General features: G+C 64.8%; 11 protein-coding genes. 1 reads left to right on the forward strand and 10 read right to left on the reverse strand.

Annotated features, from left to right (window positions below):
• Nucleotides 1–96: 96 nt before the first annotated feature.
• The 10 genes from HU763_RS13700 to pedF form a co-directional block, all read right to left on the reverse strand.
• Nucleotides 97–1,821, reverse strand: a complete 1,725-nt coding sequence (locus HU763_RS13700; protein ID WP_186685575.1) for a PAS domain-containing hybrid sensor histidine kinase/response regulator — start codon at nucleotides 1,819–1,821, stop codon at nucleotides 97–99.
• The gene (gene ercA, locus HU763_RS13705; RefSeq protein WP_186685573.1) at nucleotides 1,805–2,968 is read right to left on the reverse strand and encodes an alcohol dehydrogenase-like regulatory protein ErcA; all 1,164 of its coding nucleotides are present in this window, start codon (nucleotides 2,966–2,968) and stop codon (nucleotides 1,805–1,807) included. Before ercA ends, HU763_RS13700 begins: the two co-directional genes overlap by 17 nt.
• 89 nt (nucleotides 2,969–3,057) lie before the next feature.
• Nucleotides 3,058–3,330 carry a pyrroloquinoline quinone biosynthesis peptide chaperone PqqD gene (gene pqqD, locus HU763_RS13710; RefSeq protein WP_170029552.1) on the reverse strand — a complete coding sequence of 91 codons (273 nt, stop codon included), beginning with the start codon at nucleotides 3,328–3,330 and terminating at the stop codon, nucleotides 3,058–3,060.
• A gap of 50 nt (nucleotides 3,331–3,380) precedes the next feature.
• Entirely contained in the window at nucleotides 3,381–3,452 is a 72-nt protein-coding gene (gene pqqA, locus HU763_RS13715) for a pyrroloquinoline quinone precursor peptide PqqA (protein WP_003243383.1), read from the reverse strand.
• Nucleotides 3,453–3,722: 270 nt separating this feature from the next.
• Nucleotides 3,723–5,243 (reverse strand): acetaldehyde dehydrogenase ExaC, encoded by a 1,521-nt coding sequence (exaC, locus tag HU763_RS13720; protein WP_186685571.1) that lies wholly within the window; start codon nucleotides 5,241–5,243, stop codon nucleotides 3,723–3,725.
• A 161-nt stretch (nucleotides 5,244–5,404) separates the two neighbouring features.
• A complete protein-coding gene (gene pedH / locus HU763_RS13725; protein ID WP_170029550.1) occupies nucleotides 5,405–7,189 on the reverse strand; it encodes a PQQ-dependent alcohol dehydrogenase PedH in 1,785 nt (594 codons plus the stop codon).
• A 272-nt stretch (nucleotides 7,190–7,461) separates the two neighbouring features.
• Nucleotides 7,462–8,394 carry a quinoprotein relay system zinc metallohydrolase 1 gene (locus tag HU763_RS13730; RefSeq protein ID WP_186685569.1) on the reverse strand — a complete coding sequence of 311 codons (933 nt, stop codon included), beginning with the start codon at nucleotides 8,392–8,394 and terminating at the stop codon, nucleotides 7,462–7,464.
• Nucleotides 8,395–8,435: 41 nt separating this feature from the next.
• Nucleotides 8,436–9,197, reverse strand: coding sequence for a quinoprotein dehydrogenase-associated SoxYZ-like carrier (locus HU763_RS13735; RefSeq protein WP_186685567.1), 762 nt, complete (start codon nucleotides 9,195–9,197; stop codon nucleotides 8,436–8,438).
• 144 nt (nucleotides 9,198–9,341) lie between these two features.
• Nucleotides 9,342–10,217 (reverse strand): substrate-binding periplasmic protein, encoded by an 876-nt coding sequence (locus tag HU763_RS13740; RefSeq protein ID WP_186685565.1) that lies wholly within the window; start codon nucleotides 10,215–10,217, stop codon nucleotides 9,342–9,344.
• 5 nt (nucleotides 10,218–10,222) lie between these two features.
• On the reverse strand, nucleotides 10,223–10,684 hold the full coding sequence (pedF, locus tag HU763_RS13745; protein ID WP_170029546.1) for a cytochrome c-550 PedF: 462 nt from the start codon (nucleotides 10,682–10,684) through the stop codon (nucleotides 10,223–10,225).
• Between the two features lie 253 nt (nucleotides 10,685–10,937).
• On the opposite strand from pedF, the gene exaA reads away from it, so the two are divergent.
• Nucleotides 10,938–12,818 carry a quinoprotein ethanol dehydrogenase gene (gene exaA, locus HU763_RS13750; RefSeq protein ID WP_186685563.1) on the forward strand — a complete coding sequence of 627 codons (1,881 nt, stop codon included), beginning with the start codon at nucleotides 10,938–10,940 and terminating at the stop codon, nucleotides 12,816–12,818.
• Nucleotides 12,819–12,868: the final 50 nt, after the last annotated feature.

Below are 12,868 nucleotides of genomic sequence, written 5' to 3' on the forward strand. Positions count from 1 at the left end.
TCGCGTTGACGCTGCACCGGTAGGAGCGGCTTCAGCCGCGATCACCGGCACAGCCGGTGCCAGCCAACCGCTTCGCTAGTGAATGACCAGCAATGCCTAGCCCAGCAGCTGGCTCAATACTGCACGCAGTTTCCCCGGCTTGACCGGTTTGTTCAGCAGCGGCGCACCGAGCTTGTGCAACGAGCGTCGGCACTGATCGCTGCGGTCAGCGGTGATGATCACCGCCGGAATGGCGCTGCCGAAATGCTCGCGCAAGTGCCTGACCACCTCGCAGCCGACCACACCGTGGTCCAGGTGAAAATCTGCCAGGATCAATTCCGGTGCCTGCCCTTGCAAGGCCAGCAATGCTCCGGCCTGGTCGGTTGCCGTCACCACTTCGCAGCCCCACTGCCCAAGCAATGCGCCCATACTATCGAGAATGCTCACCTCATTGTCCACTACCAGCAGCCGCCGGCCCGGCAATGGGTTGCCGGTGCCAGGCTGCGGTACGGCCGGGTGGACCGGCAGCGGCACCGCTTGGCCAAGCGGCACTTCGATGCTGAACACCGAGCCACGCCCCGGCCACGAACGCACCTCGACCCGGTAGCCAAGGATCTTGGCGATCCGTTCGACGATGGCCAGCCCCAGGCCCACGCCCTTGCGATCGGCGGCACGGCCCACGTCCAGTTGGTTGAATTCAAGGAAGATCGCCTGCAGCCGATCCTGGGCGATCCCCCGCCCGGTGTCCCACACCTCCAGACGCAAATGCCTGCCACGGCGCCTGGCCCCCAGCAGGATCCGGCCTTCATCGGTATAGCGGCAGGCATTGCTGAGAAAATTGCGCAGGATGCGCGTCATCAATCGCAGGTCGGTGCTGATGGCGTAGTCGCCAATGCGGGCACGCAGTTTCAGGCCCGCCGCGTCAGCCACCGTGCGGAACTCTGAAACCAGCGGCCCGAACAGTTCGTCGAGACGATACGACGCGACGTCCGGCTTGACCGCTGCCTGGTCAAGCCGGGAAATGTCCAACAGGTCGGTCAGCAGGTCCTCAGCACCCTCCAGGGCTTGATGGGTGCGTTCCACCAGCACTTTTTCCGCTTCCGGCAACGGCCGTTCGCGCAAGGTCGAAATCAGCAGCCGCGCAGCATTCAGCGGCTGCAGCAGGTCATGGCTGGCAGCGGCGAGGTATTTGTCCTTGCTGCGGTTGGCGGTTTCCGCAGCGTCGCGCGCATCGCGCAGGGCGCGGGCGATCTGTTTGCGCTCGGCAATCTGCTGTTGCAGGTTGCGGTTGGCCTCCAGCAGTTCGTCGGTGCGTGCAGCCACTCGTTGCTCAAGCTCGTCGTTGAGTTGCTGCAAGCGCTGCTGGGCCAGCTTGCGTTCGGTGATGTCGGCGACAAACCCTTCCACCAGGCCCTCATGGCCAGGCTTGAGCAGCAGGTTCATCAGCACATCGATATGGCTGCCATCCTTGCGGCGCAAGCGGGTTTCATAGCCATGCAGGCTGCGTTCACGGGCCAGGGTCGCGGTGATGGCGTGCAGCTCGTCGGCCTCGACGAACAGGTCGCTGGCAAAATCGGTCAGGCACTGCAGCAACGCTTGCGGGTTGTCGTAACCGAGCATGCGCGCCAACGCCGGGTTGGCCGCGCGCATGCCGTCTTGCAGGCTGGCCTGGAAAATCCCGTGCACGGCATTCTCGAACAACCACTTGTAGCGGTTGCGTTCGGCCTCCAGCTCGTCCAGGCGGGCCGCCAGCTCCGGGTAATGGCTCTTGCGTGCCGAGTGGTCGCCGAGCCCCAGCAGCCCGGCCAGGGCCCGCTGCTGGTCGTCAGAGGGCCTCGCCATAAACCACCTCGACATCACGCTGGCTCGACGCACGCGGGTTGGTCAGGATGCATGGGTCATCCATGGCATGTTGCGACAGGAACGGGATATCGGCCGTGCGCACCCCATGCAGGCCCAAGGTCTCATGGAAGCCGATGGCGCGTTTCAGGGCGATCAGGTGCTCCACCAGGCGCGCGCAGATCTGCCGGTGGTTGAGGCCGCGGCAGTCGATGCCCAGCACTTCGGCAATCACCTTGAAACGCTCCGGCGCCGAGCTGTAGTTGAACGCCACCACATGCTCTACCAGCACCGCGTTGCACAAGCCATGCGGCAAGTCGAGGAACCCGCCCAGGCTGTGCGACATGGCGTGGACCGCGCCGAGGATGGCATTGGAAAACGCCAGCCCCGCCTGCATGCTGCCCAGCATGATCTTCTCGCGCAGGGCAATATCGCCAGGGTTGGCGATCATCTGCACCAGGTTGTCGTTGATCAGGCGCATGGCCTCCAGCGCATGGGGGTCGGTCAGCGGGCCGTGGCCGGTGGAAACAAAGGCTTCGATGGCATGCACCAGCGCGTCGATGCCGGTGCAGGCCGACAGGAACGGGTCCATGCTCAGGGTGGTTTGCGGGTCGATCAGCGACACATCCGGGACCACCGCCTTGCTGACGATGGAGAACTTCATGCGCTCCTGCTGGTTGGAAATGATCACGAACTGCGACACGTCGGCCGAGGTACCGGCCGTGGTCGGGATCAGGATCAGCGGCGGGCTGGGCACGCGGATCATGTCCACGCCTTCGAACTCGAGGATGCTGCGCCCGTGGGCGACCACGATGCCGATGGCCTTGCCGCAGTCCATCGGGCTGCCGCCACCGACCGCGACAATCACGTCACAGTGGTTCTGCCGATAGATCTCGGCGCCGAGCATCACTTCCTCGACCCGTGGGTTGGGCGACACGCCGCTGTACAGGCAGTAGTCGATGCCCTGCGCCTGCAGGCTGGCCTCGACGTCGGCGACCCAACCGGCGGCGATCACACCCGGGTCGCTGACCACCAGGACCTTGCGCGCGCCGAAGGTCTTGGCGTAATTGGCCACGTTATGCCGGCAACCGGCACCGAAAATGATTTCAGGCGAAACGAACTTGCGAAGCGGGCTGAAACTCTGGCTCATCGGAAAGCCTGTTCTTATTGTTCTGGAAGGTAACCGCCAGCGTAAAGCATCCCGTGGCGAAAGCAACCAGACCAAAGCCTGGCCACGGCTCATTCGACCCAGCACTTGGCGCGGGCCACCTCCAGGAACGCCAGCACATCCTCGTCGAGCCCGGTCACCCCGGGGAAACGCTGCGCCAGCCGGGCGATGACTGCCGCCACGCTACGCTGGCCGTCCAGCAGTTCGAGCACCCAGCCGGCACTGGCGTTGAGCTCGATGACGCCCCCCGCATGCAGCAACAGCGGGCACGCCAGCTGCGGCTCCCAGCGCAGGCGAAAGCCGCGGGCCAGGGCCAGGGTCTGCTCGGGATCGATCAATTCCATAGGGGCTTGATACACAAGGCCCGGCCATCGCGACGATGGCCGGCCAGGCATCAACGATTGGCGAAGTACATCGTTACTTCGAAACCAATGCGCAGGTCGGTGTAGGCGGGTTTAGTCCACATGGGGCGGTCCTCTTGTTATGCCGGGCGATTCCGGTAGAGGCATTAATGCATGCTCGGCGCCAGGGCCGAATGCTACTTTGGAACGAGCTTGCGAGGTGCGTTGGTAGGAGGATCGGTTGCGCGATATTTGTAGGAGCGGCCTTGTGTCGCGAAAGGGCTGCAAAGCAGCCCCAGGAATACAGCATGAACGCGCAAATCGCCGGGGCTGCTGCGCAGCCCTTTCGCGACACAAGGCCGCTCCTACAGTCGACCGCGTCAACCGACCAGATGTTAGAAGAAGCCCAGCGGATTGATGTCGTAGCTCACCAGCAGGTTCTTGGTCTGCTGGTAGTGGTCGAGCATCATCTTGTGGGTTTCACGGCCCACACCAGACTTCTTGTAGCCACCGAACGCGGCATGCGCCGGGTACAAGTGGTAGCAGTTGGTCCATACCCGCCCCGCCTTGATCCCACGGCCCATGCGGTAGGCACGGTTGATGTCGCGGGTCCACAGGCCTGCGCCCAGGCCGAACTCGCTGTCGTTGGCGATCGCCAGGGCCTCGGCCTCATCCTTGAAGGTGGTCACGCCCACCACCGGGCCGAAGATCTCCTCCTGGAACACGCGCATCTTGTTGTGGCCCTTGAGCAGCGTCGGCTGGATGTAGTAACCGCTGGCCAGGTCGCCGGCGAGCCGCTCGGCAGCACCACCGGTGAGCAGCTGGGCACCCTCCTTCCGGGCAATCTGCAGGTAGGAAAGGATCTTGTCGTACTGCTGCTCCGAAGCCTGGGCACCGACCATGGTCGTGGTGTCCAGCGGGTTGCCCCGGGTGATCCTGGCGATCTTCTTCATCACTTCGGCCATGAACGGCTCGTAGATCGATTCCTGGATCAACGCCCGCGACGGGCAGGTGCACACTTCGCCCTGGTTGAAGAACGCCAGCACCAGGCCTTCGGCGGCCTTCTCGATGAACGCCGGCTCGGCCTGCATGATGTCTTCGAAGAAGATGTTCGGCGACTTGCCGCCCAGCTCGACGGTAGACGGGATGATGTTCTCGGCGGCACATTTCATGATGTGCGAGCCCACCGGAGTGGAACCGGTGAAGGCGATCTTGGCGATGCGCTTGCTGGTGGCCAGGGCCTCGCCGGCTTCACGGCCAAAGCCCTGGACGATGTTCAGCACGCCGGCAGGCAGCAGGTCGGCGATCAGTTCGGCGAACACGGTGATCGACAGCGGCGTCTGCTCCGCCGGCTTGAGCACGACGCAGTTGCCGGCGGCCAGGGCCGGGGCGAGTTTCCAGGCAGCCATCAGCAGCGGGAAGTTCCACGGGATGATCTGCCCGACCACGCCCAGCGGCTCATGCATGTGGTAGGCCACGGTGCCTTCGTTGATTTCCGCAGCACCGCCTTCCTGGGCGCGGATGCAGCCGGCGAAGTAGCGGAAGTGGTCGGCAGCCAGCGGCACGTCGGCATTGAGGGTTTCGCGCACGGCCTTGCCGTTGTCCCAGGTTTCGGTAACGGCCAGCACTTCGAGATGCTGTTCGATACGGTCGGCAATCTTCAGCAGCACCAGGGCACGGTCCTGCACCGAGGTCTTGCCCCAGGCTTCGGCCGCGGCATGGGCGGCGTCCAGGGCGCGCTCGATGTCCTCGGCGCCAGAGCGCGGGAACTCGGCAATCGGCTGGCCATTGACCGGCGAGCTGTTGGTGAAGTACTGGCCACCCAGCGGCGGCACGAACTCACCATTGATGAAGTTGCCGTAGCGTGGCTTGAAGGACACGATGGCGCCAGGGGTTCCGGGTTGTGCGTAGATCATGCTGAGCCTCTGTGGTCGATGCCTGTCCGGCGACAGGCGATGAACCGATGGTAAAAAGCCCCGCCTGCCGGGCGAATGCATCGTTGGCAGCGGGGCTCTCGTCATTTGGTAGTAGGGCCGCTTGCCGCCGGTTGGCTGGCGGCAAGCGGCAAGGCATGGCGTCAGCGCTTGGCGCTGGCGGTTTGCAGTTGCTTGGGCAACTTGAAGGTCCAGAGCATGCCGCCCTGGTTGAAGTCCTTGACCCGCTTGGCCACTTCGCCGCCCCACAGCGGCACCGCGCCGCCCCAGCCGGAAACCACCGAAACGTACTGCTCGCCGTCCATCTCCCAGGTGATCGGCGAACCGAGCACGCCGGAACCGGTCTGGAACTCCCAGACCTTGTCACCGGTCTTGGCGTTGAACGCCTGCAGGAAGCCTTCCGGCGTGCCGGTGAACACCAGGTTGCCCTTGGTGGTCAGTACCCCGCCCCACAGCGGTGCGTAGTTCTTGTGGCGCCATACTTCCTTGCCGCTGACCGGGTCGATGGCACGCAGCACGCCGATGTAGTCTTCGTTGAGCGGCTTGATGGTGAAGCCGGCACCGAGGAACGCCGCGCCCTTCTTGTAGGCGATGCCTTCGTTCCAGATATCCATGCCCCACTCGTTGGACGGCACATAGAACAGCCCGGTGTCCTTGTTGTAGGCCATCGGCATCCAGTTCTTGGCGCCGAGGAAGGCCGGGGCGACGAACACCGAGCTACCCTTGGCTTCGCTGCCCGGTGCCCCTGGGCGGCTGGCCTCGTTGTAGATCGGCCGGCCATCCTTGTCCAGACCGCTGGCCCAGGTGATCTTGTCGACGAACGGGAAGCCGCGGATGAACTTGCCGTTGGTGCGGTCCAGCACGTAGAAGAAGCCGTTGCGGTCGGCAGTGGCGGCCGCCTTGATCTCCTTGCCGCCGGCCTTGTAGTTGAACGAGATCAGCTCGTTGACGCCGTCGAAGTCCCAGCCGTCATGCGGCGTGCTCTGGAAGTGCCACTTGATGGTGCCATCGTCCGGGTTCAGGGCCAGGCGCGACGAGGAGTACAGGTTGTCGCCCGGGCGCAGGTGCGAGTTCCACGGCGCCGGGTTGCCGGTACCGAACAGGATCAGGTTGGTTTCCGGGTCGTAGTAGCCGCCCAGCCAAGGTGCTGCACCGCCGGTCTTCCACAGGTCGCCAGGCCAGGTCTTGCCTGCCTCGCCGCCGGAAATGCCGTTCTCGATCGCCTTGCCGTCCTTGTAGACGTAACCCATGTGCCCTTCCACGGTCGGGCGCATCCACAGCAGCTCGCCGTTTTCCGGGTTGTAGGCCTGGATCTTGCCCACCACGCCGAACTCGCCACCGGCCACCCCGGTGATCAGCTTGCCGTTGACGATCATCGGCGCGGCGCTGATCGAGTAGCCTTCCTTGTGGTCGGCCACTTTCTTGCTCCACACCACCTTGCCGGTGTCTTTGTTCAGGGCCACCAGCTTGGCATCCAGGGTGCCGAAGAACACCAGGTCACCGTACAGCGCCACGCCCCGGTTGATCACGTCGCAGCACGGGCGGATGTCATCGGGCAGGCGCGCATCGTATTGCCACAGCTTCTTGCCGGTGCGGGCGTCCACGGCGAACACCCGCGAGTAGGAACCGGTCAGGTACATCACCCCATCCTTGACCAGCGGCTGAGCCTGCTGGCCACGCTGCTTCTCACCGCCGAAGGAGAACGCCCAGACCGGCCGCAGGTCCTTGACGTTGTTGCTGTTGAGCAGGTCGAGCGGGCTGTAGCGCTGGCCCTGCACACCCAGGCCGTTGGTCACGATCTGCTGCGGGTTCTTCGGGTCCTGGAGGATTTCTTCATTGCTGACAGCAGCGTGGGCCGCGCTGGCAAGCAGCATGGCGCTGAGCACCAGGCTCACGGCGAACACGGGACGACGTGGGGATCGGGTCATGACGGCTACCTTTGGTTTTTTTGTTGTGCCCGGGAAAATTTCCCGGTGTGCCGAGAATTCTTGGTCGCCGCCTGTTTGCCAACAATTGCCCGCAGTGCGGAGTTTTCTAGTTCCTTGGTATGGGGCTGGCCGCCACGGCCTGCGCGCCCTTGTAGGAGCGGCCTTGCGTCGCGATGGGCTGCGCAGCGGCCCCAGGATGTGTGCTTCTGGCAGAAATCGCCGGGGCTGCTGCGCAGCCCATCGCGACGCAAGGCCGCTCCTACAAGGGCGCGTCAGTCCCTGGCGTCGATGCGCCGCAATTGTTGGCGCTCGTAGCGTGGATACAGGTGGCTGACACTGCGGATCAACTCGTAACGGGTCAGGCTGATTCCGGCGAAGCGCTGCGGGATCGGGCTGCGGATCATCTCGGCCATGTCATCGCCACGCGCCGCGCCGTCACGCATCAGGCCATCCAGCCAGCCCAGGTAGTCACGCATCTGGGCAAACGGCCGGGCATCGCTGGCCACCGGGCCATGGCCAGGTACCAACTGTTTCCAGGGCAGCGCCTGCAGGGTATCCAGGTCTTGCAACCAGACCTCCAGCCCCGGGCTGTTGGGCGTGGTCAGCGCCCGTTGGTAGAACACCAGATCGCCGGCAAACAGCACACCGGTCGTTTCATCCAGAATCGCCAGGTCGGCACCAGTATGCCCGCCCAGCGCCAGCAGCCGCAGGCGATGCCCGCCCACTTCATGCACACCTGGCTCCAGTACCCGGGTTGGCAACACCACCTCGGTGCCGCGCATCCAGTCGCCAACCAGGCGATACATGTTCTCGGCCATGGCCTCACCCTGCTGGCGCAGCAGCTCGCCGGTGCCGACCAGCGCGCCGATCGGTACATCGGCGAAGGCCTGGTTGCCCAGCACATGGTCGGGGTGATGGTGCGTCAGCAACACTTCGACTACTGGCTTGTCGGTGGTGGCGGCAATCGCCTGACGCAGCGCTTCGCCGTAGCGCTTGGACGGCCCGCTGTCGATCACCACCACCCCGCTGTCAGTGACAATGAACGCGGTGTTGACGATGTTGCCACCATTGTCCTTGGCGAAATTAGCGGTGCTGCCCTCCAGCAGCCAGGTGCCCTCGGCGATCTGCCGAGGTTCGAGGCGGTAGGCCAGGTCAGCCTGGGCCGGCAGGCCCAGACACAGCAGCAGAAGCAGGATCCAATGCATGACGGGCGCCTCGGGTCGGTAAGTGAAGCCAGGCGACGCGCTCAAGGCAGCGCAGCCTCGAAGCGGTTGCCGCTGTTGTCCTGCAACAGCAGCCGGGTCGGCCCGGGACCGAGGATATCGAAGCCCAGGTTGGGGTTTTCGCTGACTGCCGGATACAGCGCGAGGCTGGCCAGCCGCTGGCCGTCCGCGCCTTGCAGCTCGGCATGGTTGAGGAAGAATTCCGGAATGCCGCTGACCAGGCCATTGTCCATCGGGTGGGCCACCTGCAGGCGCAGGCGGCTGCTGTCGCCGCGCGGGTAGCGCCCGCCCAGCACTTCGCCCAGGTGCTCCTCCCAGCCGGGCTGGGTGCGGACCACACTGGGCGCGGTACAACCGCCGCCAGCGGCATCGATCAGGGTCGAGCCGACGTGCCACAGGCCGTCGCGCGTCAGCACCGCGGCGCGCAGCGGCGTGGCCTGTTCGATACGGATGCGGATCGACAACCAGGGCAGTACGCGCTCGCCGGGCTCGAAGTCGACAATCCGCGGCAGCGGGTTGAGCTCGGCCCAGGCCAGAATCCGTACCACCTCGCCGCTGAATGCCCGCGCGTCGATCTCCAGCGGCACCTGGCGTGCGTCCTCGGCAAAGGGTGGTGCCAGCAGCTTGACCCGGTCATCGAAGACGAACGCTGCCTGGCCCAGCAACTGCTTATGGTAGAAGTCCCACATCACCGACGGCACCGGGTCCGACGTGGCATTCGGTTCGGCGGCCTGGGCTGCCCAAGGCAGCCAGCAGGCCAGCAGGAAAGTCGCTCGCCAGTTCATGGCCCGCTCCTTGATGACGCGATTATCCTTGAGCCAGCGCCGCCCCTGTGGGAGCGGGCATGCCCGCGAACACGGGCCAAGCCCGTGCCAACCACCGCAGCGCCTGCTTCGCGGGCACGCCCGCTCCCACAGGGAGATCTGCACCTACTGATACATTTCCGGCACCTCGTAGCGCAGGCCGTAACTGGCGTAGATCGCTTTCATCTGGCCCTCGCGGATCAGCGCCTCGAGCGCCTCTTCCACCGCATAGGCCAGCTGCCGGTTGCTTTCATGCACTGCCATGCCGATGTCCCAGGCCTGCTTGCCGAGGTTCGGGTAGGCGTTTTCCGCCAGGGCCAGCTGCGGGTCGGCGGCCTGGTGCAGTTGCCAGTCGACCTCACCGCGCATGGCCATCACCGCGTCCACCTGGCCAGCCTGCATGGCGCCGAACGCCTGCTGAACGTTGGGGTAATGGTGGGTCCTGGCACTGAGCATGCCATTGAATACCGAGGTCAGGTAGAACGACGGCACACTGTCCACCTCGACCCCGATGGGGTGTTGCTGGAACACCGCTACACTGGCTACCGAGGCCAGGCGGCGGCGATCATAGGCCACCTGCCAGCGCTCCTGCTGATAGGGGCCGAACATCACCACCTGGGCGTTTTCCAGCTCCCCGACGTCGTTGCGCCGCTGCGCGTAGGCGTGGTCGTAAGGCACACGCATCATCAGGTCGGCCAGCTGCTGGTTGCGCAGCGGACTGCCGCGCCAGATGTAATCGCGCAGGTCGTCGTCGAGCTTTTCCCCGGGCGGCGCCCAGATCAGTTGCAGGCGCACCCCCAGCGCACTGGCCAGGGCCTGTGCCAACTCCACGTCGACCCCGCGCGGCTGGCCGTGGTCCTCGAAGCTGTAGGGCGCAAAATCCTTGTACACCGCCACCTTCAATTCGCCGGCGGCGATGATAGCGTCGTAGTTGCGTACCTGCGCCTGGGCTGCCGCGCAACACAGCAGCAGGCCAGACAACAGCACCGCCAACAGGCGCATGGCCGTCACTCCTCGACGTGCACGCTGTCCAGGTAGGTGCGTACCGCCCACAAGGCTTCCTGACTCAGGTAGTCGGCCATCTTCGGCATGTACACCCGGCCGTCGCGAACCGCGCCGTGGCGTACCCGCTCGACGAACCACTCGTCACCCGCCTCACCGGCATCGAGCATGCGCAGGTCCGGGGCGATACCGCCAGACTTGGCTTCCAGGCCATGGCAGGCGGCGCAGTTCTGGTTGTAGGCCGAGGCGCCAATTTCCACCGCCTTGTCGTGCTCGGGAGACTCGCGATACGGGTTGACCGCTGCCCAGCCGTCGCCGTCCACGGCCACACCCGCATCCTTGATCGGGGTCAGGCCCTTGGTTTCCACAGCCTGGGGCACCACATTGCCATGGGCCCAGACCGTACCGGTCAGCACAGCGCCGGCCAGCAGGCCTGCAGCAAGCAAGACGTTTCGTTGTGTTGTCATTGTTATGCCCTCACCATTGCACGCAAGGCCTCAACCACAGAGGCCGTGCCGCCATCTTAGGAACAGCCCGTGCAGCGCCGTATCCTGCTTTGGTGGCCGGGCCTTACTCCCTTGGTAGTAGGGCATGTGGCGAAGGGCCAAAAGAGGTGCCGTACGGGAACTTTTCCCGGCCAGCGCGGGAAGTTTTCCGTATCCCGCGACAACCGCACCAGCTCACCCTGTGCAGGCCAAAACTCCACAGGGAACTGCAACCATGACAACAACAACGCTACCTGCCCTTTCCCCTTTGTGCCTGAGCCTGCGTGCCTTGCTGCTGGCCGGCAGCCTGGCCCTGGGCACGGTGGCCACGGCGGCGCCTGCCGGCAAGAACGTGACCTGGGAAGACATCGCCAACGATCACCTGACCACCCAGGACGTGCTGCAATATGGCATGGGCACCAACGCCCAGCGCTGGAGCCCGCTGGCCCAGGTCAATGACCAGAACGTGTTCAAGCTGACCCCGGCGTGGTCCTTCTCCTTCGGCGACGAGAAACAACGCGGCCAGGAATCCCAGGCCATCGTCAGCGACGGCGTGGTCTACGTCACCGGGTCCTATTCGCGGGTGTTCGCCCTCGATGCCCGCACCGGCAAGCGCCTGTGGACCTACAACCACCGCCTGCCGGAGAACATCCGCCCGTGCTGCGACGTGGTCAACCGCGGCGCGGCGATCTACGGCGACAAGATCTACTTCGGCACCCTCGATGCACGCGTGATTGCCCTCGACAAGCGCACCGGCAAAGTGGTGTGGAACAAGAAGTTCGGCGACCACAGCGCCGGCTACACCATGACCGGCGCCCCGGTGCTGATCAAGGACAAGACCAGCGGCAAGGTGTTGCTGATCCACGGCAGCTCGGGTGACGAGTTCGGCGTGGTTGGCCAGCTATTCGCGCGCGACCCGGATACCGGCGAGGAAGTGTGGATGCGGCCATTCGTCGAAGGCCATATGGGCCGCCTGAACGGCAAGGACAGCACCCCCACCGGCAACGTCAAGGCACCGTCCTGGCCGGATGACCCGACCACCGAGACCGGCAAGGTCGAAGCCTGGAGCCACGGCGGCGGTGCCCCTTGGCAAAGCGCCAGCTTCGACCCCGAGAGCAACACCATCATCGTCGGTGCTGGCAACCCGGGCCCATGGAACACCTGGGCGCGCACCGCGAAGGACGGCAACCCGCACGACTACGACAGCCTGTACACCTCCGGCCAGGTCGGCGTCGACCCGAGCACTGGCGAGGTGAAATGGTTCTACCAGCACACCCCCAACGATGCCTGGGACTTTTCCGGCAACAACGAGCTGGTGCTGTTCGACTACAAGAACAAGGACGGCAAGCTGGTCAAGGCCACCGGCCATGCCGACCGCAACGGCTTTTTCTATGTGGTCGACCGCAGCAACGGCAAGCTGCAGAACGCCTTCCCCTTCGTCGACAACATCACCTGGGCCAGCCATATCGACCTGAACACCGGGCGCCCGGTGGAAAACCCCGGCCAGCGCCCGCCCAAGCCGCTGCCGGGGGAAAGCAAAGGCAAGCCGGTGGAAGTCTCGCCGCCGTTCCTCGGTGGCAAGAACTGGAACCCCATGGCCTACAGCCAGGATACCGGCCTGTTCTATATCCCCGGCAACCAGTGGAAAGAGGAATACTGGACCGAGGAAGTGAACTACAAGAAGGGCTCTGCGTACCTGGGCATGGGCTTCCGCATCAAGCGCATGTATGACGACCACGTCGGCACCCTGCGCGCGATGGACCCGAGCACCGGCAAGCTGGTCTGGGAGCACAAGGAACCGCTGCCGCTGTGGGCCGGCGTGCTGGCGACCAAGGGCAACCTGGTGTTCACCGGCACCGGTGACGGCTTCTTCAAGGCCTTCGACGCCAAGACCGGCAAGGAGCTGTGGAAGTTCCAGACCGGCAGCGGCATCGTCTCGCCGCCAATCACCTGGGAACAGGACGGTGAGCAGTACATCGGCGTGACCGTGGGCTACGGCGGCGCGGTGCCGCTGTGGGGCGGCGACATGGCCGAGCTGACCAAGCCGGTGGCCCAAGGCGGCTCGTTCTGGGTGTTCAAGATCCCGAGCTGGGACAAGCAGACCGCACAACGTTGACCCTCGCGGGGAGCGGGCCTTCGCCCCTCCCCGTACTGTCACCTTCCTGC

Origin of the sequence: Pseudomonas anuradhapurensis, assembly GCF_014269225.2 — a bacterium.
Classification (GTDB): Bacteria; Pseudomonadota; Gammaproteobacteria; order Pseudomonadales; family Pseudomonadaceae; genus Aquipseudomonas; species Aquipseudomonas anuradhapurensis.